A 23702-nucleotide genomic window follows, 5' to 3' on the forward strand; every position below is an offset into this window, starting at 1 on the left:
GGAAGAGGTCGACGGGCGTACCACCTGCGTCGCGTCCGGGTCGCTCGGGCGGGTCACGATCTGGGTGGCCTCCGGGTCGCTCGGACGGGCTCCGAACTCGGTGGCCTCCGGGGCACTCGGACGGGTCACCACCTGGGTGGCCTCGGGGTCGGTGGCCGGGGTCTTCGACCTGGCCTGTTCGGCTTCGGCGTCACGGCGGCCGGCCTGGTACGCGCGGGCGTGCGCGGCGATCTGCTGCGACTCCTGCTCGGCGCGGGTCAGCCAGGACTCCCAGCGGTTCTGCATGGGCCGGATCAGTCCCCCGCCGACGCCGACGACGAGGATGCCGCCCACTGTCGCCAGCACAGCGATCAGCACCGGCGTGGTGACTGCTGTCGCCACACCGATCTGGTTCAGCGCGGCGATGACGCCCAGGCCGAGGATGAACACCGACGCGATGGTGGCCAGCACCCTGCCGTACGACAGGCCGCCGAGCGCGCCGCTGATGAGGTCCTTCACGGCGTTGGCGATGGCGGCGGCTACCACAACGATGACGATCGCGACGAACGCCCGCGGCAGCCAGGAGACGACGCCGGCGATCAGGTCGGAGACCGGGTTCGGCCCCCAGATGCCGAAGGCGATCTGGAGGGTGACAAGCAGCAGACCGTAGTAGACGAGCTTCGCGACGAGGTCGCTGGCGTCGTACCGGGAACGGCTCAGCGCCCGACGGATGCCGCCGCGCTCCACGGCGCGGTCGAAGCCCACCCGCTCCAGGACCTTGTCCACGATCTTCCGCGCGGCCTTGGCGATCAGCCATCCGGCCACCAGGATCGCCACGAAGGCGACGGCCTTGGGCAGGAAAAGCATCACCGAGCGAAGGGCGTCGCCCACCGCGTCGCTGACGTTGTCTCTCATCGGGTTTCCTCCACGCGTGGCTGCCGGGATGGTCGGCCCCGACCTACCCCCGCCATCATGTCCGGAAACGCCGCCGCCCGAAACGTGATCAACTCGGACTCTAGCGCCCGGGCGAGTCCTGGCAATATCCTCCGGAGCGGAATGCGGTCACTGGAGTTAGTTTTCATCCCCCGCCACGGCCGCAGGAGGAGATGTCATGCACCTCGACCATTCCGAAGTGGACCGCCGGACGCTGCTGCGGGCCGGTCTCGGCGCCGCCACGGTCGCCGTGGTCGGGAGCGAACTCGCGTTCCCCGGCGCCGCGTACGCCGGCCCCGGCACCGACCTGGACTGGATCATCAGTTGCGACGAGTGGGACGCCCGGCCGCCAAAGGACCCGCTGGCGGTCAGCGCCATCGCCACCAACAAGATCATCGTGCATCACATGGCATTTCCGAACGTCACCGACTACTCCCGTGAGCAGGCCGTCAAGCTGGCCCACGACTGCCAGGACCTGCACATGGACGGCAACGGGTGGTCCGACACCGGCCAGCACTTCACGGTCAGCCGCGGCGGGTACGTCCTGGAGGGACGCCGGGGCAGCCTGGAACGCCTCGAAGCCGGCGACCGGCAGATGATCTCGGCGCACTGCCCGGGTGAGAACGGTCGGGCCATCGGGATCGAGAACGAGGGCACGTACGTCACCGAGACGCCGCCGAAGGCCCTGACCGACTCCCTCGTCAAGCTCTGCGTCGCCGTCTGCCGACAGTACGGTCTGCACGCGCACGACATCTTCGGCCACTGGGACTTCCGCACCACCCAGTGCCCGGGCGCCGCCTTCTACCGGGAGTTCCCGGCGCTGCGCCGACGGGTGTTCGCCGCCCTCGGCACCAAGCTGGGCAACGTACCAGCCCGCCGCTGGCCGGACCTCTGGCGCTTCGTCAACTCGCCGTCGGTCCGCGTGGTGCAGCACCTGCTGGCGTTCCGCGGCTACGCGGTGACGGTCAGCGGCACGTTCGACGCCGCGACGGTGGCGGCCGTGCAGGACTGGCAGGCCCGCAACGGCATCGCCGTGGACGTCGACGCCACGCTCACCGCACCCACCTGGGAAACCCTGGTGCCCGAACTGGACCAGCACGCCAGCGGCCCGCCGGTCACCGCCGTGCAGGAGATCCTCGCCACCAAGGGGTACGCGGTCACTGTCACCGGCGCGTACGACCACGCCACCCGACGCGCCGTGCAGGATCTCCAGGCGCTACACGGGTTGCCCCGCAACGGCAAGCTCAGCACGAGCACGTGGTGCACTGTCGTCGGCGGTACGGTCCGCCAGTCCTTCCAGCACCGCTGACCGCACGCCCGCCACGCGCACAGGCACGCCGGGGGTGACGCGAGTTCACGTCGCCCCCGGCCTGAGCAGGGCAGGTGTCACCGCTGCGCCGGTTTGGCAAGGGTCGTGGGCGGAAAGAGTGCCGGACATGAAATGGGCCCGTCGAGCCGTACCCGCCGTTGCAGCCGCCGTCGCCGCGCTCGCCGCGCGGGACCTGATCCAGCGTGACCACGCGCTGCTGCGCAACTTCCCGGTGCTCGGCCGAGCCCGCTATCTGTTGGAGGCTCTCGGGCCGGAGCTGCGGCAGTACATCGTGGCGGGCAACGACGAGGAGCGGCCGTTCACCCGCGACCAGCGCCGCTGGGTGTACGCCTCGGCGAAACAGCAGAACAACTACTTCGGCTTCGGCACGGACAACGACATCGAGCACACCTCCGGCTACCCGATCATCAAGCATCGGACGTTCGGCCGGGCGGTGCCACCGTCCACTCCGACGGCCGGGCACGACGTGCGGCTGCCCAGCGCGAAGGTGCTGGGTGCAGCCCGGGGGCGACCGCGCGCCTTCCGGCCGGAGTCGGTGGTCAACATCTCCGGGATGAGTTTCGGCTCGCTGTCGGGCAACGCCATCACCGCACTCAACAAGGGCGCCGCGCTCGCCGGCTGCCTACAGAACACCGGCGAGGGCGGCCTGTCGCCGTACCACCGCAACGGTGGTGAGCTGGTCTTCCAACTCGGCACCGCGTACTTCGGCTGCCGCGACGAGCACGGCCGGTTCAGCCTGCCCCGGCTGAAGGACCTGGTAGCCGGCGCGCCGGTCAGGGCGTTGGAGATCAAGCTGAGCCAGGGCGCGAAGCCCAGCCTGGGCGGTCTGCTTCCCGGGGCGAAGGTGTCCGCCGAGATAGCCGCCACCCGAGGGATCCCCGCCGGGCAGGACTGCGTGAGCCCGTCCCGGCACGCCGAGTTCTCCGACTGCGACAGTCTGCTCGACTGGGTGGAGCTGCTGGCCGCCGAGACGGGCCTGCCTGTCGGCATCAAGTCGGCGGTCGGCGACATGGGCTTCTGGGAGGAACTGGCCACCCTGATGCGGGACACCGGCCGGGGCGTCGACTTCGTGACGGTCGACGGCGGCGAGGGCGGCACCGGCGCCGCACCGCTGATCTTCACCGACTCGGTGTCGTTGCCGTTCCAGCAGGGCTTCTCCCGGGTCTACAAGGTCTTCGCCGAGCGTGACCTGCACGAGCAGGTGGTGTTCGTCGGCGCGGGAAAGCTCGGCCTGCCGGACAACGCGATAGTGGCGTTCGCGCTCGGCTGCGACATGGTCAACGTCGGCCGGGAGGCGATGCTGTCGATCGGCTGCATCCAGGCGCAGAAGTGCCACACCGACACCTGCCCCACGGGTGTGGCGACGCAGAACGCGTGGCTGGCGCGCGGGCTCGACCCGGCTCTCAAGTCGGTCCGGGCCGCCAACTACCTGCGGACGCTGCGCCGGGACCTCATGAAGGTCGCAGAGGCGTGCGGTGTGGAGCACCCCGGCCTGATCGGCACGGACGCCGTGGAGATCCTTAATGGCCGCACCGGCGCCACGCCACTGCACGAGGTGTACGGCTACCAGCCCGACTGGGGTATGCCCTCCCCCGCCGACCAGAAGGAGATAGTCCGGCTGATGATGCCGGAGGCGCCGCAGGGCGGCAGCGCCCCACCGTCGGCCACCGCCGTCGGCTGAGGTCCCGGCCGCCCTCCCCTGACGCAGCAGCCCTGGCCTGACGCTTGGGCCCAGGAGCCGAGGCCGTGGGCGTGGCTCTGGACATGGGTGTGGACGTGCCCTCGCCCCGCGCGTGACGAGGGCCTTGGCCGTAGACGAGGGCCTTGACCGTGGACGAGACGGAGGACGAAGGCGGGCCGGGGCGAAGGCGAGCCCCGGCGGCGGGCCGGGCAGAGGGCGGAGGCGAGCCCCGGTGGCGGGCCGGGCAGAGGGGGATGGCGGGGTTCCCGTGAGCTTGATACCTCAGAGTCATATTGATGACTCAGAGGTATCAGCCGTTTAACAGGTGCCTGCCCCGGCCGGGTCGGCTTCAGGTTGCCGCCCGGGTATCACGGCCGCGGACCACGGTGACGCGCGATAAACACATGGAGTTGCCGACACATGGCACCTATGGTGGCGCGGTGCTGATCAGACGCGAGACACCCGCCGACGTCGATGCCATTCGGGCGGTGCACTCCGCTGCCTTTGCCGCGGCGGGCGGCGGTGACGGCGTGCCCGTCGAGGCGACGCTTGTCGACGCGCTGCGCGGCGACGAGGGCTGGCTGCCCGCGTACTCCCTGGTGGCGACCGATTCGGACGGCCAGGTGGTGGGGCACGTGGTGGCCACCCGGGGTCGGGTGGCCGGCCAGCCGGTGGCGCTGGGCCTGGGGCCGGTCGGGGTGCTCCCCGACTGGCAGCGGCGCGGCGTGGGCAGCGCCTTGATGCACGCGGTGCTCGGCGCGGCCGACGCGCGCGACGAGCCGCTGGTGGTGCTGCTCGGGCACCCCGACTACTACCCGCGCTTCGGGTTCCGTCCCGCCGTCGAGTTGGGCATCACCCCGCCGCAGCCGTGGGGTCCCCAATACTTCCAGGCACGGCCGTTGAACGCCTGGCGCGAATCGATCCGCGGGAAGTTCCGCTATGCCCGACCGTTCGAAGACCTGTGACCCGGGCCGTCCGTCGCTAGGCCACGTCGCCCGGTGCCGCGACGCCTGGTGCCGCGACGCCTGGTGACCCCGGCGCGGCGCCGGCCATCGCCGCCAGGCGGTGGGCGAGCTGGGCGGCGGCCTGACGCAGCTCTGGAGGCTCCAACACCTGCACGTCGAGGCCCAGGCGTGCGATGTGCGCGGCGAGCCAGTCCAGGGTCTCGCCTCCGACGACCAGCAGGCACCACCCGTCGCCGTCGTCCTCGACCCGCCCGACCTGGGGCGGCACCAGCTCCCGCACCCGCTCGGACGGGGCGTGCACCCGCACCCGGGCGAGATACCGGTACGGCGCCCCGGTCACGGACCGCTGCACGAACGCGACAGGGTCCGGGTGCTCGCCCAGGCGGAAGCGCCAGGTAGTGGTGACCGCGTCGCGCATCCGGTCCAGGCGGAACGTGCGCCAGTCGTCGCGGTCGACGTCCCGCGCCATCAGATACCAGCGGCGGCCGGTCGTGACCATGCGGATCGGCTCGACAGTCCGTTCCCGGTCGGCACCGTCACGGCCGGCGTACCGGAACCGCACCCGCACCGCGTCGCGGCAGGCGCGGGCGAGCGTCACCAGCAGCTCCGCGTCGATCTCGACGACCGGTCCGATGAGGGTGTCGGTGGCGCCGTGCACGGCCCGCACCTCCGCGCGCAGCCGCGCCGGCATCACCTGGTCCAGCTTCGTCAGCGCCCGCAGCGCCGCCTCGCCCGCACCGGCGACCGTACCTCCGGACGCCAGCCGCAGGGAGACAGCTGTCGCGATCGCCTCCTCGTCGTCGAGCAGCAGCGGTGGCAGCCGGGTGCCCGCGCCGAGGCGGTAGCCACCGCCGACGCCCGACGTGCCGTGCACCGGGTAGCCGAGAGTGCGCAGGCGTTGCACGTCGCGGCGGACGCAACGTGCGGTGACGCCGAACTCGGCGGCGAGTTCGTCGGCGGTCCAGGACGACCGCCGCTGGAGCAGCGCCAGCATCCGTAGCACCCGCTCGGTCGTCGCCTCCACGGTCACCGGCCGATCGTTGCACAGATCGCGGAACGTTCCTGTCCGCCGGCTGCGGAAGGCTGGGACCATGACCGACCACACGAGAACCACTGGCGACATCCGGCAGAACCGACGGGAGGCGAGCTGACATGGCCCGCGAGGTGCAGATAACGTTCGACGCCGCCGACCCGGGCGCACTTGCCGCGTTCTGGGCCGACACCCTCGGCTACGAGGTGCAGGGCCCGCCGGGCGACTTCGAGTCCTGGGATCAGGCGCTGGAGGCGATGGGCGTGCCGCCGGAGAACCGCAACGACGCCTCGGCGGTCGTCGACCCCGCCGGGTCGGGGCCACGCCTGTTCTTCCAGCGGGTGTCCGAGGGCAAGCAGGCCAAGAACCGCGTACACCTCGACGTGCGGACCGCCCCCGAGCTGACCGGCGACGAACGGATGGCGGCGCTGGAGGCGGAGGCCGACCGGCTCGTCGGGCGCGGTGCCAGCCGGCTCGCGCGGCACGAGCCCGCTCCCCCGCTCAACGCCGGCCACCTCGTGCTGGCCGACCCCGAGGGCAACGAATTCTGCCTCGACTGAGCTGGCCCCCGGGCCGCGTCGCGAGAGCCACGCGGGGGCCGACACGTCCGCGTTCACCCAGCTCACTGCCGTGATCGTACGCGCCATGCGAACATATGTACGTGTCGCCCGGAGCCAGCATCCTGCACGCCGACCTGGACGCGTTCTACGCGTCGGTCGAGCAGCGTGACGACCCGCGTCTGCGCGGCCGTCCGGTGATCGTCGGCGGCGGCGTGGTGCTGGCTGCCAGCTACGAGGCGAAGGCGCGGGGCGTCCGCAGCGCGATGGGTGGGCAGCAGGCGCGGCGGCTGTGCCCGGACGCGATAGTGGTGCCGCCCCGGATGTCGGCGTACACGCGGGCAAGCCGGGCGGTGTTCGAGATCTTCCGGCAGACCACGCCACTGGTCGAAGGGCTCTCCATCGACGAGGCGTTCCTCGACGTTGGTGGCCTGCGGCGGCTGGCCGGTGCGCCTGTGGACATCGCCGACCGGCTGCGCCGGGAGGTCCGCGAGCAGATCGGCCTGCCGATCACGGTGGGTGTGGCGCGCACGAAGTTCCTGGCGAAGGTGGCCAGTGGGGTGGCGAAGCCGGACGGGTTGCTTGTCGTCGCGCCCGACGCCGAGGTGGCGTTCCTGCACCCGCTGCCAGTGGAGCGACTCTGGGGCGTCGGCCCGGTCACCGCCGCGAAGTTGCGGGAGCGCCGGATCCGTACCGTCGGCGATGTCGCCCGGCTCGGCGAGGCGGCGTTGGTGTCCCTGCTCGGCGCGGGCGCCGGCCGGCACCTGCACGCCCTGGCGCACAACCGTGACCCGCGGGCGGTGCAGGTCGGCCGGCGGCGCGGCTCGATGGGCGCCCAGCACGCGCTGAGCCGCACCCCGCACGCGGCCACGGAGCTGGACGCCATCCTGGCGGGCCTTGTCGACCGGGTCACCCGGCGGATGCGGGCGGCTGGCCGGTCCGGGCGCACGGTGCTGCTGCGGCTGCGCTTCGGCGACTACACCCGGGCAACCCGCTCGCACACAGTGCGCAAGGCGACCGCGGACACCACGCCCCTGCTCGCCGCCGCGCGGGCGCTGCTGCGTACGGCGCTGCCGGAGATCGACAGGCGGGGCGTCACGCTGATCGGGGTGTCGGTGGGCAACCTCGACGACAACCCTGTGCAACCGGAGTTGCCGTTCGACGCCGTCCCCGGGGCGGACCTGGACGCCGCCGTGGACGCGGTCCGGGACCGGTTCGGGTCGACGGCGTTGACCCGCGCGGTGCTGCTGGGCCGGGATTCGGGTGTCGAAATGCCTCTTCTGCCGGACTGATCCGCCTGGTGGCGGCGGATATCACAGCAGCTGGAGGGTTTAGCGACGGCATGATCGGAGACGTTGTGACGATCAGCCTTGAGGGGGGACCACCATGTCCGACGACAGCAGCAACCGCGCGAGCCGGCGTGCCGAGCGTCCGCACGACGTGACCGACCCGCTGCTGTGGCAGCTGGCGCTCGACGTGCTCGACGCCCACGAGCCGACCGAGGACGGCGTCTGCGGCAACCTGCTCTGCGCCGGGGAACCGTACCCATGCGCGGCGCGCGGGAACGCTGAACAGTCGCTGCGGCTCGCCCGAGGCGGGGCCGAGACACCGCCGACGGCCGCCCCGCAGTGGGACGGCCACGACGAGACACCGGACAACTGGTCCACCCAGGAGTCCTTCCACCCGCGGCGGACCCGGTCCGGCGAAGCGGTCTCGGCGTCGCGGGCTTCGGCCGCCTGACGCCTCCGCCACGTCAGCGACACGCCAGCGGGCGCCCGACCGGAATCCGATCGGGCGCCCGCTGTGTCGTACGTCAGAGGCTGAGCCGCTGCCCGGGGAAGATCAGGCCCGGGTCGGCACCGACGACCTGCCGGTTGCGCTCGTAGAGGGCCTGCCAGCCGCCGTCCTGCCGGTGGCTCTGCGCGATCTCCGACAGGGTGTCGCCCGACTTCACCACATAGGTGTCGCCGCTGGCCGCCGGGGCGGTGCGCTTGTTACTGCGGGTCGCCGGCTGCTCACCGCGCGACGACCGCTGGGCGGGCTTGTCGGCCTTCGGAGTGGACTTCGACTTGGCGGTCGACTTCGACTTCGTGGTGGGCTTCGTCGAGGACTTCGTGGCCGAGCCGCCCGACGCCCCGGCCTTCTTGCCGCAGGTCGGCCACGCGCCGATGCCCTGCCCCTTGAGCACCTTCTCGGCGATGGTGATCTGCTCGCTGCGGCTCGCCAGGTCGGCGCGGGCGGCGTACTTCTTGCCGCCGTAGCCGGCCCAGGTGCTCTGCGAGAACTGCAACCCGCCGTAGTAGCCGTTGCCGGTGTTGATCTTCCAGTTGCCACCGGACTCGCACTTGGCGATGGCGTCCCAGTTGACGGCGGCCTGGGCCGGGGCGGCCGGGCCGAAGAGCGCCACGGCACCGGTGACCGCGCCGACGGCCAGGGTGCCGACGGCGATACGGCGGGTGCTGACCCGTCGATGACGGGGGGTATAGACAGACGTCATGAGTGTGCTTCCTCCACGCCGGCGAGGTGAGCTGTCGGGTTCGGGCCGAGGAGCCCGGCCGCGCGATGGCGGCTTCACCCCGAGGTGACGATGCACCGAGGAACGTTTGGGTCCCCCGCTCCTGCCCGGGTGACTGGGTTCCGACGACCGGGGGCAGGATTTGGCGTTACCGGTCGTGGCGTCCGCGATGGCGAACCCGACCGACGTTAGGCACGGCCGGCATCGATCGCCCAACCCCTGTGAAGTTCTTCACCGGGCCGCGCTGAGCGGCGCGCTCAGCGGTTGCGGGCGGCGTCCAGCTCTGCAGCGGCCATGATGGACCGCTTCCGATCAGATCTGCCGATCCCCGGCCGGTGGAGCCCGACAACGCGGGCCACCACCGGCCGGGGCACCTGGCTACAGGGTGCGGGCCAGCCGGTCGGCGAGCGTACGGGTGAAGCGGGCCGGGTCGGCCAGGTCGCCGCCCTCGGCGAGCACCGCCAGGCCGTACAGCAGCTCGGCGGTTTCGGTGAGGGTCTCGGCGGAATCGCCCTGCTCGTGGGCCTTGCGCAGCGCGGCTACCAGAGGATGACCGGGATTGATCTCCAGGATGCGCTTCGTCGACGGGATCTCGTGCCCCATCGCCCGGTACATCTTCTCCAGTGTCGGCGTGAGGTCGTGCGCGTCACCCACCACACAGGCCGGTGAGGTGGTGAGCCGCGACGACAGGCGGACCTCCCGGACGCTGTCGGCAAGGGTCGTGCCGAGCCAGTCCACGAGCGCCGCGAACTCCTGCCGCTGCTGCTCGCGCTCGGACTCGGCCTGCTGCTTTTCCTCGTCGGTGTCCAGGTCGACCTCGCCCTTGGCGATCGAGCGCAGCGGCCGGCCGTCGTACGTGCCGACCCGCTCCACCCACACCTCGTCGACAGGGTCGGTGAGCAGCAGCACCTCGTGGCCCTTGGCCCGGAACGCCTCCAGGTGCGGGGAGTTCTCGATGGTGGCCCGGGAGTCGCCGGTGGCGTACCAGATGTCGCTCTGGCCGTCCTTCATCCGGGAGACGTAGCCGGCCAGGTCGGTGAGCTCGGCCGGGTCGTGGGTGGAGGCCACCGACAGGATCTCCAGCAGGGTGTCGCGGTTGTCGGTGTCGTCGATGAGCCCTTCCTTGACGACAGTGCCGAACTCCTTCCAGAAGGTCTGGTAGCGCTCGGCGTGGTTGGCCTTGAGGTCCTTGACTGCGGCGAGGACCTTCTTCACCAGGCGGCGGCGGACGATCTGGATCTGGCGGTCCTGCTGGAGGATCTCCCGGGAGATGTTCAGCGACAGGTCGTGGGCGTCGACCACTCCCTTGACGAAGCGCAGGTAGGTGGGGACCAGCGCCTCGCAGTCGTCCATGATGAACACGCGCTTGACGTAGAGCTGGACGCCCCGGCGGCCCTGCGGGGAGAACAGGTCCAGTGGGGCGTGGCTGGGCAGGAAGAGCAGCGCCTCGTACTCGAAGGTGCCCTCGCCCTTCATGTGCACGACCTCGAGCGGGTCGGCCCAGTCGTGGCTGACGTGTTTGTAGAACTCGTTGTACTCGGCGGCGTCGACCTCGTCGCGGGGTCGCGCCCAGAGCGCCTTCATCGAGTTGAGGGTCTGCACCTCGCTGGTGGGGTCCGCGCCGTCGGTGCCGGGGCGTTCGACGGTCATCCGGATCGGCCAGGCGATGAAGTCGGAGTATCGCTTGACGATCTCGCGGATGGTCCACTCGGCGGTGTAGTCGTGCAGGTTGTCCTCGGTGTCGGCGGGCTTGAGGTGCAGGGTCACCGCCGTGCCCTGGGGTGCCTCGGCGACGGGCTCGATCGAGTACGTCCCCTCGCCTGTGGACTCCCAGCGGGTGCCGCCGGTCTCGCCGGCCTTGCGGGTCAGCAGGGTTACCCGGTCGGCGACCATGAACGCGGCGTAGAAGCCGACGCCGAACTGGCCGATCAGGTCCTGCGAGGCGCGGGCGTCGGCGGACTCCCGTAGTTGGCGCAGCAGCTCGGCGGTGCCGGACTTGGCGATCGTGCCGATCAGCCCGACCACCTCGTCGCGGGTCATGCCGATGCCGTTGTCCCGGACGGTCAGGGTGCGGGCGTCCCTGTCGACCTCGATGGCGACGTGCAGGTCGTCGGTGTCGGCGGCGAGGTCCTTGTCGACAAGCGTGGCCAGCCGCAGCTTGTCCAGCGCGTCGGACGCGTTCGAGATGAGTTCCCGCAGGAAGACGTCCTTGTTCGAATAGATCGAGTGGACCACCAACTGCAGGAGCTGACGCGCCTCAGCCTGGAACTCCAATGTCTCGGCCTGGTTGCTCACACCGTCTCCCTTCTCGGCTCGTGCGGAGGTTCGCCGAAAGGATACGAGCCGTCACGGGCGAGGCGGTGGCCGCATCCGAGTCGTATTCCCGATCGAGCCGGGCCGTCCCGTGACCTAGCTGACTTTGCTTAACGCAAGCCAGGCCCGATAGCGTGACGCCCATGAAGATTGCTGGAAGCACCGCCCTCGTCACCGGCGCCAACCGCGGCTTCGGCAGGCACCTGGCCGCCGAGTTACTCGCCCGCGGCGCGACCGTCTACGCCGCCGCCCGCAATCCGGACACCGTCGACATGCCCGGCGTGACGCCGGTACGCCTCGACATCACCGACCCCGCCTCGGTGGCCGCCGCCGCCGAGCTGGCCGGAAATGTGAACATCCTGATCAACAACGCCGGCATCGACTCCCGCACCGACCTGCTCGACGGCGACCTGGACCTCGTTCGGCTCGAACTGGAGACCCACTACCTCGGCACCCTGTCGATGGTCCGGGCATTCGCTCCCGTCATCGCCGGCAACGGCGGCGGGACGATCCTCAACGTGCTCTCCGTGCTGTCCTGGCTGAACTTCCCCGCGGCCGGGGCGTACGGCGCCGCGAAGTCGGCCGAGTGGGCGATGACCAACGCGCTGCGCGTCCAGCTCGCCGAGCGGGGCATCCGGGTCGCCAGCCTGCACGTCGGGTACATGGACACCGACATGGCCGCCACCGTCACCCAGCCGAAGTCCGACCCGGCGGTCATCGCCCGGATCGGCGTGGACGGCATCGAGTCCGACGCCTACGAGATCGTCGCCGACGACATCAGTCGGCAGGTCCAGGCCGGGCTCGCCGGCGGGGTGGGCGCGCTCTACCCGCAGCTCCCCTGACCTCTCGACGCGGCGGGCCGCCGCCGGGTGTTCCCGGCGGCGGCCCACTTCAACCGGTACGCGGTCAGCTCGCCTGCAACGTCACGTCGTCGATCACGAAGCTGGTCTGCAGGGACGAGTCCTCGGTGCCGGTGAACGTCAGCGTCACCGTCTGCCCGGCGTACGCGGCCACGTTGAGCGTGCGCTGGACGTAGCTGCTGGAGGCGTTCAGGTTCGAGTACGTCGCCAGCGTGGTCGAGCCCATCCGCACTGTCAGCTTGTCGTACGCCGTGGACGTGGTCGTCTCGGCGGTGTCGATGCGCGTCCAGAACGACAGCGTGTAGCTGGCGCAGCCGGCCGGCACCGTCACCGACTGGGACAGGGTCTCGGTGCGGGTGCTGCCGTACCCGTTGAGCCACGCCTTGTACGAGCCGGTCCGGGCCGGCTTGCTGCTGGAGTTGGTGATCACGCCGGAGGACGCCGTCCACACCGTGGCGCCGCTCTCGAAGCCGCCGTTGCCGATCACCTGGGCGGCCGCGCAGCCGCCGGTGCCGGTCACCGTGAGGGTGAGGGTGGCGCTGCGGGTGACCGAGCCGGTGCCGGTGACCGTCACCGTGAAGGTGCCTGTCGCGGCGCTTGACGACGCGGTCAGGGTCATCGTCGACGAGCCACCGGAGGTCACCGACGACGGGCTGAACGAGACGCTCACCCCGCTTGGCGCGCCGGAGGCGGACAGGCTCACCGACTGCGCCGACCCGGAGGTCGTCGCGGTGCTCACCGTGGCGGTGGTGCTGGCGCCCCGGGCCACGCTACGGGTCGTGGGGCTGACCGCCACTGAGAAGTCGTTGCTCGGGGTTCCTCCACCGACGGCCAGATCCCACAGCGCGTACGCCACTCCGTCGGCCGCCCGGTTCAGCACCGTGGCGCTGACGTTCGCCGTGGTGTCACAGGACCGGTGGTAGCAGGGGTCGTAGGCGGCGTTCGCGGTGCCGCCCCACTTGGCCGCCTGGGCGCTTGTCTTGCGGGCGCTGGCGCCCGCCGCGTAGCCCGAGGTGGGGATTCCGGCCTGCTGGAAGTAGTAGTCGTCGGAGCGGCCCTGGCCCTCGACGTTCTCCTCCGGCTGCAACCCGAGCGAGTCCCAGTACGCCTTCAGCGGGGCGGCCGTCGTGGACGTGACCCGGTTGATGAAGTAGCCGCCGTTTGTCGAGCCGACCATGTCGAAGTTGTAGTAGCCCTTGATGTAGCCCCGCTGGGTGCTGCTGAGCGAGTTGACGTAGAACCGGGAGCCGTTGAGCCCCTGCTCCTCGTCGGTCCACCAGGCGAACCGGACCTTCTTGGTCATCGTCGGGTTCTGCGCGGCCAGGACCAGGGCGTTCTCCAGCAGCGTGGACGAGCCGGTGGCGTTGTCGTTGATGCCCGGGCCGGCCGACACGCCGTCCAGGTGGGCGCCGAACATGACCACCTGGTCGGTCGGGCCGCCGGGCCACTCCGCGATCAGGTTGTTCGAGGGGTACGTGCAGCTGGAGCAGTACTGCTCGGTAACTGTGTAGCCCGCCGCCTGGAGCTTGCCCTTGACGTAGTTCAGCGAGGCCGTGTAGCCGGCCGAGCCGGCCCGCCGGTTGCCGCCGTTGCTGGTGGCGATGGAGTTGAACTGGGTCAGGTGCGCCTGGACGTTGCTGACGGAGATGTCCGGCGCTGCCAGGACGGCGGCTGACGCGGCGATCGGCCGGGCCGCAGCCGTTCCGGTGGTGGGTGACGCGGATGCCGGCTGGGCGGCCAGCGTCACCGTCCCGGCGAACACGGTGAGCGCGATTGCCGCGCTCAGCGTTCTGCCTCTCATGAGGGCTCCTCGGGGGTTGGAGAGATAGGGAGACACTTACAGATATCTATTCCGCAGGCATCGGTCGTTCGTCCCAACCCCACCGGCTCGACGCCGGACATACCACCGCACAGCCGTCCGCCGGTATCACCGACCGGCGCCTCCTCCACCGTGCCGGCCACCTCGCGAATCCGCACCCGCCCGGCAGTGGGACAGGCGGGTGCCGACGTCAGCACAGGTGAGGCGAAGTGTCAGGATGGGTACGTACCACCAGCAGGGGTCGTCGGGCCCGGAACGGGGGCTTGCGATGAGGCCGGGTCGAGCGTGAAACGACCCAGCACGGACCTGTTCACCGACGGTGGCCAGGCCGGCAGGCTGATGGCCGAGCTGGACTGGGCCGGCACCCCGCTGGGCCCGGTGGTGGGCTGGTCGCAGAGCCTGCGGTCCGCTGTCCGCATCGTGCTCTCGTCCCGATACCCGATGCTGCTGCTCTGGGGCCCGGACTTCACCCAGCTCTACAACGACGCGTACGCGGCGCTGATCGGCGACAAGCATCCCGCCGCGCTCGGCGACGACGTCCGGGTGACCCTGGCCGAGGGCTGGGACGTCCTGGGCCCGCTGATCCAGGAAGCCATGGCGACCGGGGTGGCCAGCTGGGTGCCCGCCCTGCGACTGCTGCTGGAACGCGCCGGCTACCGCGAGGAGGCGTACTTCAGCGTCTCGCACGCACCCGCCCGCGACGACGACGGCCGTACCGTCGGCGTGCTGACAGTGTGCAGCGAGGTCACCGAGCAGGTCGTCGGCGAGCGGCGGCTGCGGCTGCTGCGTGACCTGTCCCTGCGCGGCGACGGCCGTACCGTCGACGTGGACGCCACCTGCGCCCGGCTGGTCGACGCGATCGGCGGCCACCCGCTGGACGTGCCGTTCGCCGCGATCTACCTGCGCGACGGCGAGGTGCTGCGACGCACCGCCTGCGTCGGCGGCCCGCCCGGTCAGACCACAGTGCTTGGGGCGCTGCCCGACGCCGTCGACCTGGCCGCTCCCGGCCCGGTCGCCCGCGCGTGGGGGCTACCGGACGCCGCCCGGGGTCGGCTCGTCGAGGTGACAGGTCTCGCGGAGCTCCTGCCCCTGCCCGCCGGCCCGTGGGACGACCCGGCCCTCGTCGCGCTGGCACTGCCGCTGCCCTCGGCGGCCGAGGACCAGCCGCCCGGCGTCCTGCTCGCCGGGGTCAGCCCCAACCGGCACCTGGACGAGGCGTACCGGTCCTTTTACCAACTGCTGGTCCAGCAGGTCGCTGTCGCGGTGGGCAACGCGCGCGAGTACGAGCAGGAGCGGCGTCGGGCCGAGGCGCTCGCCGAGCTGGACCGGGTGAAGACGAACTTCTTCACGAACGTCAGCCACGAGTTCCGTACCCCGCTGACCCTCATGCTCGGCCCTCTCGCCGACGCGCTCGCCGACTCCACCGCGCCGCTGCCCCCCGCACAGCGGGAGCGGGTGGAGACCGCCTGGCGCAACGCCACCCGCCTGTTGACGCTTGTCAACAGCCTGCTCACGTTCTCCAGCCTGGAGGCCGGGCGGGCGCGCAGCGACGCCCGCGTCGTCGACCTGGCCGCGCTCACCGCCGAGCTGGCAGGCGTCTTCCGGGCAGCCGTGGAACGGGCCGGGCTGACGCTCGACGTCGACTGCCCGCCGCTGCCCCGGCCGGTGACGGTGGACCCGGTCAACTGGGAACGCATCGTCACCAACCTGCTCTCCAACGCCTTGAAATACACGTTCATCGGGCGGATCCGGGTCGCCATGGACGCCGACGACGACGAGGTACGCCTCACCGTCGCCGACACCGGCATCGGGATCGCCGACCAGGACCTGCCGAAGCTCTTCGAACGCTTCCACCGGGTGCAGGGCGCCCGCTCACGCAGCCACGAGGGCACCGGTATCGGACTGGCCCTGGTCCGTGAGCTGGCCCGGCTGGAGCGCGGCGATGTCCGGGTGACAAGCCAGGTGGGTGTGGGCACCACGTTCACTGTCGCCCTGCCCTGGTCGACGGCGCGGCCCACGGCGGTGACCTGGCCTGCGCGCGACGGGCGGGGCGACGCCGCCCATGCCGCCGTCCAGGACGCGCTGAGCTGGCTCACCGAACCGACCGGCGGTGTCGCGGAGCCCGCCGCGGTGTCCGGGCCGGGCACCGACGAACTGGCCGGGGCGCGGATCCTGGTGGCCGACGACAACAGCGACATGCGGGCGTACCTGAGTCGGCTGCTCACCAGTCAGGGCTGGCGGGTGCGGTCGGTCACCGACGGCCAGCGTGCCCTCGACGCCATCCACAACGAGCCACCGGACCTGGTGCTCACCGACGTGATGATGCCGGTGCTGGACGGCTTCGACCTGGTCCGCCGCCTGCGCGCGGACCCGGCGACGAGGGCACTTCCGGTGCTGGTGCTCTCGGCGCGGGCCGGCGAGGAGGCGAGCGTCGCGGGCCTGAGCCTCGGCGCCGACGACTACCTGGTGAAGCCGTTCGCCGCTGTGGAGCTGATCGCCCGCATACGGGCCGCCATCCGCCGCGCCCGCGCCGCCGCCGGCGGCCCGCCCGAAGCCACGGGCCGCGTCATCGATGAGGGTCAGCCTGCCGGCGATGGTTCGCCCGTCGGCGACGGCCGGCCCGTAGGCGGTCTCCCGCCCGCCGTCAACGGCCCGCCCTCCAGCGCTGGCGTACCTGCCGCCGCGCCGCTCGCGGAGTCCGCGTACGCCTCTCCCCCGGCGCTCACGGACAGCCCTTCCGCCCCGACCACGCCGACCGAGGGTTCGGCCACGCCGACCGAGGGTTCGGCCAACGGCAGCGCCGACGCCACGTCGGTGGTCCCGCCGGCCGACACCGGCGGCGCGGTGGACGTCCGGTGGACCTACCCGTCCGCGCCCACCTCCGCGTCGGCGATGCGCAGGGACGTCCGGCGGGTCCTGGGCAGCCTGGACGTCGACCCGGACGTGTTGGAGGACCTGCTGCTCGCCACGTCCGAGGCGGTGAACAACGCCGTCGAGCACGCCCAGCGGCCCAGCCGTCCCGAGGTGCGGGTCCGGCTCCGGGTGGGCGACGGCGTGGTGCGCATCTCGGTACGCGACTTCGGCACCTGGCGCGACCGCCGCCCGGCCATGGACCGGGGCCGGGGCGCACTGCTGATGAACGCCTACGGCGACGTGCGGATGGTCTCCACCGGCGAAGGCACGACTGTGACGATCGAGCGCCGGCTTGCCGATCCGGCGTGAGCGCCCGATCTCTCCGCGGTCAACGTGCCGAACCCCCGCCCAGCGCCGTGATCGGGAGCCCGCTCGTCGCGGCTCACGATTTCCGGCCGCGCTCCTGTTCGAGTCGCTCGTCCAGCCGGCCCAACTCGTAGATGGCGTTGAGGTTTGTCGGCAGGCGACTGACGTTGTCCGGAACGGGGTCGGGATCCGCGTCCGGGTTCGGATTCGAGTCCGGGGCGGACGCGGGGGTCGGAGCGGGGGTCGCGCCCGCCGCGGCGGCTGGCCGGCGACGGCGCAGGAGCAGCAGCGCCATCATCACGAGGACACCTGCGGCCAGCAGGTAGTACCCCGGAGGCGGTGGCCAGTTGCTCCCTTCCGGGGCGCCGAGTGCTGGCCCGTCGAGTGACTCCGAGTCGTCGCCGTTCGGCAGGGGCACCGCCGCGTCGCGGGCCACCCGCCCCGGACCGGCCGGGTCCACACTGCCCGGCGCCACGCCCTGCCCCGGGGCCGACGACGGTGACCCGGACACCGCCGATGGGACGGCGGAGGCCCCGGGCGGGGCGACCGCCGCTGGCGGGCTCGGCGCGGAGCCGTCGGTCGGGCTCGGCGTCGGGCTCGGAGCCGCGGGCGAGCCGGAGGCGCTACCGCCACCGAGCAGTCCGTCGACGATCTGACCGACGCCACCGAGCAGGGAGCCGACCGGACCGGACGTCGTCGACGGCGTGGGCGTGGGCGTGGGTGTGGGAGCGGGCGTCAGCGCGAAAACCATGGTGAGCGCGACGATGGCAGGCATGTGTCCACCTCGGATGCGTCGATGTGCCAGGCACGGTACCGCAGACGGCGGTCCAGGTGAACAGACAGCGCCGGGTGGGGACGTGCTTCGCGCCCCCACCCGGCACATCGAGCACGATCAGACGGGCAGGCCGCCGACCTGGGTGGAGATCCAGGACCGGATGGACGGCAGGTCCACGTAGATGGACGGGCCGGTGGCGCAGGTGGAGTTGTTGTTGCCGGCACGACTGGTCGCGCCGATCAGGTTCCACACCCCGTTGACCCGACGCACCTGCGGGCCGCCCGAGTCGCCGTAGCAGGCGCCGGAGTTGCCGTTCGTGTTGTTGGTGCAGATCTCGTACGGGCCGTTGATGCCGGAGCACCGGCTGTCGGCCACGATGGACGTGTCCAGCTCGTTGGCCACGGTGGGGGCTGATCCGCAGCCACGGGGCGCGCACGTCTGACCCCAGCCGATGATCCGGGTGGCGGTGCCGACCGCGCCGGAGGTGCTCGGGATGGGCGCCGGGGCGTACGTCACCGAGCTGGCCAGTTGCAGCAGCTTGACGTCGACGCTCGGGTGGTTGACCGCGCGGGTCACCCGGACCACGGTTCCGCCGCTGGTGCGGTTGACGCTACCCACCCGCACCGATGTCGGCGTGGAGCAGTGCTTGGCGGTGACCGCCCAGTTGGCCTTGATCAGCGTGCCGGTGCAGCCGGAGACGTACACCATGAAGGGGTAACTCTCGCTTGCCGGCCGGCCGCCGACAACAAGCGGGCTGATGTCGCCGGCCTCGTCGGTCCAGGTGTACGTCGTGCCGGCGGCGGGCGCGGCGAGCGTGCCGGCGAACAGGGAGTTGACCCGGGACGCCTCGGTCGAGCTGGGGTTGGCGTTGCGGCAGGAGACCGGGGCGCTGCTGCCGGACATCAGGTCGGTGCAGAGGCCGGTGCGCCGGTCCGGCAGGCCGAGGATGTGGCCCAGCTCGTGTGCGGCGATCCGGTTGCGGTCGTACCCCTGGTTGACGGCGGTGCGGCCCATCCAGATCCGTCCCGAGCCGAGCCCTGTCGGTTGCGCCCGGGGCCAGCCGTCGTCGACGGTGATGGTGATGCTGGCCGGGGTGCCGGCCAGGAGCCGGACGTTGCTGACCCGGCTGTTCCAGATCTGCGCCGCCTGGTCGAAGTTGGTGCGGAACTCGCCGGTCCGGCTCGCGTCGTAGTAGATCGTCCGGACGGCGGCGGCCGGTGCGCCGGTGGCGAGCTGCATCCCGGCTGCCGCCAGGACCGCCACCAGCGCGACCTGCATCGCACGTCTCAGTTGTCGTCGGAACATCACGCACTCCCCTGATCGCCGGCGACCGCCGGTCGCCGGTCATTGATGTACGTGAATGTTAAGTGACAGCGACCGTCCTCCGGCATAGCGGACGTGTCATACCGGCCGCTGTTACCCAGCGGTTACGCCGCAGCGAACTGCCAGTGCCACGGCAGGACGACGGTCAGCGCAGAGGGTCACCGGCACCATTGCCGCCACGTGGCCCCGAGCATCGGACGGAGGCACCACGATGAGGATCAGGAGCGCACTGACGGCGCTGGCGGTCGTCCTCGCCGGACTGGTAGCCGGCGCGGGCGGCAGCAGCGCCACGGCGAGCACCACCACGGCGACCACGTCGCCGTACTGCGGGATCACCTGGGGCAGCGCGGAGAAGACAGCCGGCACGCTGAGCGACGCCCCACTTGTCGACGTACGCACCGGCCGACACGACTGCTACGACCGGGTGGTGTTCGAGTTCGCCGGCCCGGTGGACGGCTACTCGGTCGGCTACGGCGAGACGTGGACCGAGGGCGAGGGGCTGGCACTGTCGCCGTACACCGCCGGAGGCGCGCTGCTGCGGGTCTCGCTGCGGGCACCCGCCTACGACGCGGCCCACTCCGGCACGATCCCGTACGCGGTAGGCGAGCACACCGCGAACCTGCTGCGCTACCCGACGCTGCGCGACGTCGTCTTCGGCGGCAGCTTCGAGGGCTACAGCACGTTCGCGGTCGGCGTACGGGCCCGGTTGCCGTTCCGCGTGCTCGTGCTGGCCGGCCCCGGCACACACAGCCGGGTCGTGCTCGACGTGGCCCACCAGTGGCAGGAGTGACGGGCCCGGCGACGTCTCCGGCCGGACGGAACGCGACCGTCCGGCCGGGCGGGCCTCACCTGGGCGGGCTCTGCTCAGGTGCGTCCTCGGCCAGGTGCCAGACCTCCCGCATCGGCGCCCACCAGTCCCCCGACCCGGGTTCGGCGAGCGACTCCTGACACGGATCGGTCAGCTTCCACCACTCCTGCGTCTGCGGGTCCGCGGCGATGAGCTGCTGGTCGGCCTCGTAGTCGTCACCGACGTACTCGTAGTAGCCGAAGAGCAGGTCGTCGTGGAGGAAGATCGTGTAGTTGCGGAAGTTCGCCTCGCGCAGCGTCTGCTCGACGCTCGGCCAGACGTCGGCGTGTAGCCGCAGGTACGTTTCCCGCTGCTCCGGGCGGAGCCGAATCACACAGCCAAAACGTTGCACGTCGTGCCCTCTCGGGTGAGCTGACCGGGTCGGGAGCAAGGTAGTTCACCGACCCGCCACCGCGGCACCCCGCGAAGCCGGCCGGGCCGCCGACACCGACCGTTTCGCCAGGTCGCACGCCATGAAGGCGGGTCTACTCTCAGGTGATGGAGGGCCGCGTACTGGTGGTCGAGGACGACGCCTCCATCCGGGAGGTCACCGCCCTCGGTCTGCGCCGCGCCGGCTTCCGGGTCGACACCGCCGTCGACGGGCGGCAGGCCCTCGCGGCATGGCGAGCCCACCCGATCGACCTGATAGTGCTCGACGTCATGCTGCCGGGCCTGGACGGCCTTGAGGTGTGCCGGGAGATCCGGCGGATCAGCCAGGTGCCGATCCTCATGCTGACGGCTCGCACCGACACGCTCGACGTGGTGGTCGGCCTGGAGTGCGGCGCTGACGACTACCTGCGTAAGCCCTTCGACCTGCCCGAGCTGGTGGCCCGGGTCCGCTCGGTGCTGCGCCGGGCCACCGCGCCGGCGGCGTCGAGCACCATCGAGGTCGGCGGGCTGGAGATCGACCCGGGCAGCTTCGTGGTGCGCCGGGACGGCCGGGAGGTCGCGCTTACCGCCACCGAGTTCCGCCTGCTGCTGGAGTTGGCCCGGCGCCCCGGCCAGGTCTTCACCCGGGATCTGCTGCTGGACCTGGTCTGGAACCACAGCTTCCTCGGCGACTCACGCCTGGTCGACGTGGCGGTCCAGCGGCTACGCGCCAAGATCGAGGACGACCCGGCGCACCCCCTGCTGATCCGCACCGTGCGCGGCGCCGGCTACAAGCTGTCCAGCGGCTGAGAAAGAGGGGCGGCGATGGCCGGACGCGCTGTGGCACCGGGCCGCCTGCGGCGCCGGCTGACGGTCGCCTTCGTGCTCGTCGCCGGAGTGTCGGCCGGGCTGCTCGCCGGCGGGACCGGGCTGCTCCTGCGGCAGTCCTGGATGGACGCCTCGCTCCAGGAGGCCGCCGCCGACGCCCGCTACCAACTCGTCCTCGCCGGACAGTTCCTGCCGCTTACCGAGCGGCGCAGCACCGAACTGCTCACCAGCTTCGAGAGCAGCGGCCGGCACGTGGTGCTCGTCGACGGACCGGCCCGCCCCTCGCACCCGGCGTACGCCCCGGCGCTGGGCACCCGGTTGCGGGCCACCGTCGCGGGCGGGCAGCTCGGCTACCAGCGCTCCGCCCCCGGGATGCGCCCTCGACTGCTTGTTGTCGGCGGACGCATACCCGGCTCGACCGCCGAGCTGTACGTGCTCACCGACGAGGACGGCATCGCCGCCGACGTGGTCCAACTGCGCAACGCGCTGCTGGCCGGATGGGTGGTCGTGGTGCTGCTCGCCGCCGGGGTGGGGCACGCGCTGGCCCGCCGCACACTGGAACCGGTCGGTAGGGCCAGCCGGGCCGCCCGAGCGCTCACCGAAGGGCTGCTCGCCACCCGGCTGCCGGTGCGCGGGCGCGACGAGTTCAGCGACTGGGCGGCGTCGTTCAACGAGATGGCCGAGGCTCTGGAGGCGAAGATCGCCGCGCTGTCGGCGGCGCAGGCCCGGGAGCGGCGGTTCACCGCCGACGTCGCGCACGAGCTGCGTACCCCGGTGACCGCCCTGGTGGCCGCGGCCTCGCTGCTGCGCGGGCACCTCGACCAGTTGCCCGACGACGCGCGGCCGGCGGCGCGGCTGCTGGTCGGCGACGTGGTTCGGCTGCGCCGGCTGGTGGAGGACCTGATGGAGATCTCCCGGCTGGACGCCGGGCGGGAGCGGCCGAGCGTCGAGCCGGTGGACGCGGCGGCCCTGCTGCACGGGATCGTCGCGGCGCGCGGCTGGTCCGCGCGGGTGCTGATAGGTGGCGAGCCGATCGTGCTGCGCACCGACCCGCGCCGGCTGGAGCGGGTGCTCGCCAACCTGGTGTCCAACGCTGTCGAGCACGGCGGCGGCGAGATCCGGGCCACGGTGGCCAGGGCGGGTCCGCTTGTCGTCGTCGAGGTCACCGACCAGGGGCCGGGCATCCCGGCCGAGCACCTGCCCCGCCTGTTCGACAGGTTCTACAAGGCCGATCCGTCCCGCTCCGCCCCGGGCAGTGGGCTGGGGCTGGCCATCGCCCGGGAACAGGCCACGCTGCTCGGCGGCGTGCTGAGCGTGCGCAGCGAGCCGGGCGCCGGCACGCGGTTCCGGCTGGAGCTGCCCGCGCACGGTCCCGGCGGCGTGCCACGCCCGGCGGGGCACCCCGATGCGGAAACCGCCAGCCCGAAGGGTGACGCGGGATGAGCCGGCGCACGCTGGGCGTTGCGGTACTCGTCGCAGTGCTTCTCGTCGGCGGCTGCGGCACCCCGCGCTCCGGTGCCCTCGGCCCGGCGCCGACCGCACCAACGTCGACCGGCGCGCCAACCGAACGACCACGTCCCACCTCCACCCCCACACCGCGGGCCACCCCGACGCCCACGCCGACACCGGCGGTCACCGGCACGCCGCCGCGTCCGCTGGCACCGGCGCCCACCGGTACGCGCCACCAGGCCACGGTGACCATCGAGCTGTGGTACGTGCGGTCCGGGCAGCTCGTCCCGACCCGGCGGACCCGACCGGCCACCGTGGCGACGTCCCGCCTGGCGCTGACCGAGTTGGCCGCCGGACCCACACCCGCCGAGGCCGCCACCGGGTTGACCACCCGGTTGCCGGCCGGCGTCGAGGTCACCCGGATCACCGACGGCGTGGCGACGCTGCGGATCCCACCCGCTGGCGATCCGGCAGAGCAGCGCCTCCGCGAGGCGCAGGTGGTGTGGACGCTCACCCAGTTTCCCAGCGTCCGGCAGGTCCGCTTCGGTGACGGCGACCCGGTCGGCAGGGCCGACTACACCAGCTTGCTGCCGCCGATCGTTGTCACCGGCCCCACCGTCGGCGAGCGGGTCACCGCCCCGCTCACCGTCACGGGCACCGCCGACGTGTTCGAGGCCACTGTGAGTGTCCGGGTGCGGGACGCCGCCGGCCGGGAGGTCGCCACCGGATTCGGCACCGCCAGCTGCGGCAGCGGCTGCCGGGGCGCGTACCGGGTGGTGGTCGGCTGGCGTACGACCCGCGAGCAGCACGGCACTGTCGAGGTGTACGAGGTGTCAGCCCACGACGGCGCCCGGATCAACACGGTGGCCGTGCCGGTGATCCTCGCGCCCGCTTGAGGAGCGGGCTCACG

19 protein-coding genes, 1 pseudogene and 1 riboswitch are annotated in these 23702 nt (G+C 71.9%); of the genes and pseudogenes, 12 read left to right on the forward strand and 8 right to left on the reverse strand.

Going from position 1 to position 23702, the window contains the following annotated elements; translation table 11 throughout:
- Window positions 1-182: 182 nt before the first annotated feature.
- Window positions 183-894, reverse strand: a pseudogene (locus ADK66_RS16500) (hypothetical protein); the annotation flags it as partial.
- A gap of 196 nt (window positions 895-1090) precedes the next feature.
- Between ADK66_RS16500 and ADK66_RS16505 the strand changes: the two are divergent.
- The 3 genes from ADK66_RS16505 to ADK66_RS16515 all read left to right on the forward strand — a co-directional run bounded on the left by ADK66_RS16505 (window position 1091) and on the right by ADK66_RS16515 (window position 4888).
- The gene (locus ADK66_RS16505; RefSeq protein ID WP_053656224.1) at window positions 1091-2221 is read left to right on the forward strand and encodes a peptidoglycan-binding protein; all 1131 of its coding nucleotides are present in this window, start codon (window positions 1091-1093) and stop codon (window positions 2219-2221) included.
- A 127-nt stretch (window positions 2222-2348) separates the two neighbouring features.
- Complete coding sequence (locus ADK66_RS16510) at window positions 2349-3923, forward strand: FMN-binding glutamate synthase family protein (protein ID WP_053656226.1); 1575 nt, start codon at window positions 2349-2351, stop codon at window positions 3921-3923.
- Window positions 3924-4363: 440 nt separating this feature from the next.
- Window positions 4364-4888 carry a GNAT family N-acetyltransferase gene (locus tag ADK66_RS16515; protein WP_053656280.1) on the forward strand — a complete coding sequence of 175 codons (525 nt, stop codon included), beginning with the start codon at window positions 4364-4366 and terminating at the stop codon, window positions 4886-4888.
- A 16-nt stretch (window positions 4889-4904) separates the two neighbouring features.
- Here the strand turns inward: ADK66_RS16515 and ADK66_RS16520 are convergent, their stop codons facing one another.
- On the reverse strand, window positions 4905-5918 hold the full coding sequence (locus ADK66_RS16520; protein ID WP_053656282.1) for a YafY family protein: 1014 nt from the start codon (window positions 5916-5918) through the stop codon (window positions 4905-4907).
- Between the two features lie 122 nt (window positions 5919-6040).
- Here ADK66_RS16520 and ADK66_RS16525 point away from each other — a divergent pair, with 122 nt between their 5' ends.
- The 3 genes from ADK66_RS16525 (at window position 6041) to ADK66_RS16535 (ending at window position 8215) form a co-directional block, all read left to right on the forward strand.
- Window positions 6041-6478, forward strand: coding sequence for a VOC family protein (locus tag ADK66_RS16525; protein WP_053656228.1), 438 nt, complete (start codon window positions 6041-6043; stop codon window positions 6476-6478).
- A 101-nt stretch (window positions 6479-6579) separates the two neighbouring features.
- Window positions 6580-7767, forward strand: coding sequence for a DNA polymerase IV (gene dinB, locus ADK66_RS16530; protein WP_053656284.1), 1188 nt, complete (start codon window positions 6580-6582; stop codon window positions 7765-7767).
- A gap of 94 nt (window positions 7768-7861) precedes the next feature.
- Complete coding sequence (locus ADK66_RS16535; RefSeq protein WP_053656230.1) at window positions 7862-8215, forward strand: hypothetical protein; 354 nt, start codon at window positions 7862-7864, stop codon at window positions 8213-8215.
- Window positions 8216-8288: 73 nt separating this feature from the next.
- On the opposite strand, the gene ADK66_RS16540 is transcribed toward ADK66_RS16535, so the two are convergent.
- Window positions 8289-8972, reverse strand: coding sequence for a transglycosylase family protein (locus tag ADK66_RS16540; RefSeq protein ID WP_053656232.1), 684 nt, complete (start codon window positions 8970-8972; stop codon window positions 8289-8291).
- A gap of 2 nt (window positions 8973-8974) precedes the next feature.
- Window positions 8975-9148: riboswitch (cyclic di-AMP (ydaO/yuaA leader) on the reverse strand.
- A gap of 220 nt (window positions 9149-9368) precedes the next feature.
- Complete coding sequence (htpG, locus tag ADK66_RS16545; protein ID WP_053656234.1) at window positions 9369-11285, reverse strand: molecular chaperone HtpG; 1917 nt, start codon at window positions 11283-11285, stop codon at window positions 9369-9371.
- Window positions 11286-11446: 161 nt separating this feature from the next.
- On the opposite strand from htpG, the gene ADK66_RS16550 reads away from it, so the two are divergent.
- Window positions 11447-12145 (forward strand): SDR family oxidoreductase, encoded by a 699-nt coding sequence (locus ADK66_RS16550; RefSeq protein WP_053656236.1) that lies wholly within the window; start codon window positions 11447-11449, stop codon window positions 12143-12145.
- Between the two features lie 64 nt (window positions 12146-12209).
- On the opposite strand, the gene ADK66_RS16555 is transcribed toward ADK66_RS16550, so the two are convergent.
- A complete protein-coding gene (locus tag ADK66_RS16555) occupies window positions 12210-13964 on the reverse strand; it encodes a M28 family peptidase (protein ID WP_053656238.1) in 1755 nt (584 codons plus the stop codon).
- A gap of 303 nt (window positions 13965-14267) precedes the next feature.
- Between ADK66_RS16555 and ADK66_RS16560 the strand changes: the two genes are divergently transcribed.
- Window positions 14268-17204 (forward strand): ATP-binding protein, encoded by a 2937-nt coding sequence (locus ADK66_RS16560; RefSeq protein WP_053656240.1) that lies wholly within the window; start codon window positions 14268-14270, stop codon window positions 17202-17204.
- A gap of 73 nt (window positions 17205-17277) precedes the next feature.
- Here the strand turns inward: ADK66_RS16560 and ADK66_RS16565 are convergent, their stop codons facing one another.
- Complete coding sequence (locus ADK66_RS16565; RefSeq protein ID WP_053656242.1) at window positions 17278-17976, reverse strand: hypothetical protein; 699 nt, start codon at window positions 17974-17976, stop codon at window positions 17278-17280.
- 117 nt (window positions 17977-18093) lie between these two features.
- Window positions 18094-19281: a snapalysin family zinc-dependent metalloprotease gene (locus tag ADK66_RS32715; protein WP_053656244.1), complete on the reverse strand. Its 1188-nt coding sequence runs from the start codon at window positions 19279-19281 to the stop codon at window positions 18094-18096.
- Between the two features lie 229 nt (window positions 19282-19510).
- Between ADK66_RS32715 and ADK66_RS16575 the strand changes: the two genes are divergently transcribed.
- The gene (locus ADK66_RS16575) at window positions 19511-20089 is read left to right on the forward strand and encodes a hypothetical protein (RefSeq protein ID WP_053656246.1); all 579 of its coding nucleotides are present in this window, start codon (window positions 19511-19513) and stop codon (window positions 20087-20089) included.
- Window positions 20090-20144: 55 nt separating this feature from the next.
- On the opposite strand, the gene ADK66_RS16580 is transcribed toward ADK66_RS16575, so the two are convergent.
- Window positions 20145-20480, reverse strand: a complete 336-nt coding sequence (locus ADK66_RS16580; RefSeq protein WP_231640061.1) for an L-rhamnose mutarotase — start codon at window positions 20478-20480, stop codon at window positions 20145-20147.
- Window positions 20481-20644: 164 nt separating this feature from the next.
- Between ADK66_RS16580 and ADK66_RS16585 the strand changes: the two genes are divergently transcribed.
- Genes ADK66_RS16585 through ADK66_RS16595 form a run of 3 tightly spaced genes read left to right on the forward strand, consistent with a single transcriptional unit; the run spans window position 20645 to window position 23688 of the window.
- Window positions 20645-21325: a response regulator transcription factor gene (locus ADK66_RS16585; RefSeq protein WP_053656251.1), complete on the forward strand. Its 681-nt coding sequence runs from the start codon at window positions 20645-20647 to the stop codon at window positions 21323-21325.
- Between the two features lie 15 nt (window positions 21326-21340).
- Window positions 21341-22786, forward strand: coding sequence for a cell wall metabolism sensor histidine kinase WalK (locus ADK66_RS16590; RefSeq protein WP_082377484.1), 1446 nt, complete (start codon window positions 21341-21343; stop codon window positions 22784-22786).
- The gene (locus tag ADK66_RS16595; protein ID WP_082377485.1) at window positions 22783-23688 is read left to right on the forward strand and encodes a Gmad2 immunoglobulin-like domain-containing protein; all 906 of its coding nucleotides are present in this window, start codon (window positions 22783-22785) and stop codon (window positions 23686-23688) included. The genes ADK66_RS16590 and ADK66_RS16595 overlap by 4 nt, the downstream gene beginning before the upstream one ends.
- The last annotated feature ends 14 nt before the right edge of the window (window positions 23689-23702 follow it).

The sequence above is a fragment of the Micromonospora sp. NRRL B-16802 genome, assembly GCF_001279555.1.
GTDB lineage: Bacteria > Actinomycetota > Actinomycetes > Mycobacteriales > Micromonosporaceae > Micromonospora > Micromonospora profundi.

Excerpts from the sequence above, each read along its gene's own strand:
- ADK66_RS16505 (WP_053656224.1), top strand. The coding sequence starts at position 1,091 with ATGCACCTCGACCATTCCGAAGTGGACCGCCGGACGCTGCTGCGGGCC.
- ADK66_RS16510 (WP_053656226.1), top strand. The coding sequence starts at position 2,349 with ATGAAATGGGCCCGTCGAGCCGTACCCGCCGTTGCAGCCGCCGTCGCC.
- ADK66_RS16525 (WP_053656228.1), top strand. The coding sequence starts at position 6,041 with ATGGCCCGCGAGGTGCAGATAACGTTCGACGCCGCCGACCCGGGCGCA.
- ADK66_RS16535 (WP_053656230.1), top strand. The coding sequence starts at position 7,862 with ATGTCCGACGACAGCAGCAACCGCGCGAGCCGGCGTGCCGAGCGTCCG.
- ADK66_RS16540 (WP_053656232.1), bottom strand. The coding sequence starts at position 8,972 with ATGACGTCTGTCTATACCCCCCGTCATCGACGGGTCAGCACCCGCCGT.
- ADK66_RS16550 (WP_053656236.1), top strand. The coding sequence starts at position 11,447 with ATGAAGATTGCTGGAAGCACCGCCCTCGTCACCGGCGCCAACCGCGGC.
- ADK66_RS16555 (WP_053656238.1), bottom strand. The coding sequence starts at position 13,964 with ATGAGAGGCAGAACGCTGAGCGCGGCAATCGCGCTCACCGTGTTCGCC.
- ADK66_RS16565 (WP_053656242.1), bottom strand. The coding sequence starts at position 17,976 with ATGCCTGCCATCGTCGCGCTCACCATGGTTTTCGCGCTGACGCCCGCT.
- ADK66_RS32715 (WP_053656244.1), bottom strand. The coding sequence starts at position 19,281 with ATGTTCCGACGACAACTGAGACGTGCGATGCAGGTCGCGCTGGTGGCG.
- ADK66_RS16575 (WP_053656246.1), top strand. The coding sequence starts at position 19,511 with ATGAGGATCAGGAGCGCACTGACGGCGCTGGCGGTCGTCCTCGCCGGA.
- ADK66_RS16585 (WP_053656251.1), top strand. The coding sequence starts at position 20,645 with ATGGAGGGCCGCGTACTGGTGGTCGAGGACGACGCCTCCATCCGGGAG.
- ADK66_RS16590 (WP_082377484.1), top strand. The coding sequence starts at position 21,341 with ATGGCCGGACGCGCTGTGGCACCGGGCCGCCTGCGGCGCCGGCTGACG.
- ADK66_RS16595 (WP_082377485.1), top strand. The coding sequence starts at position 22,783 with ATGAGCCGGCGCACGCTGGGCGTTGCGGTACTCGTCGCAGTGCTTCTC.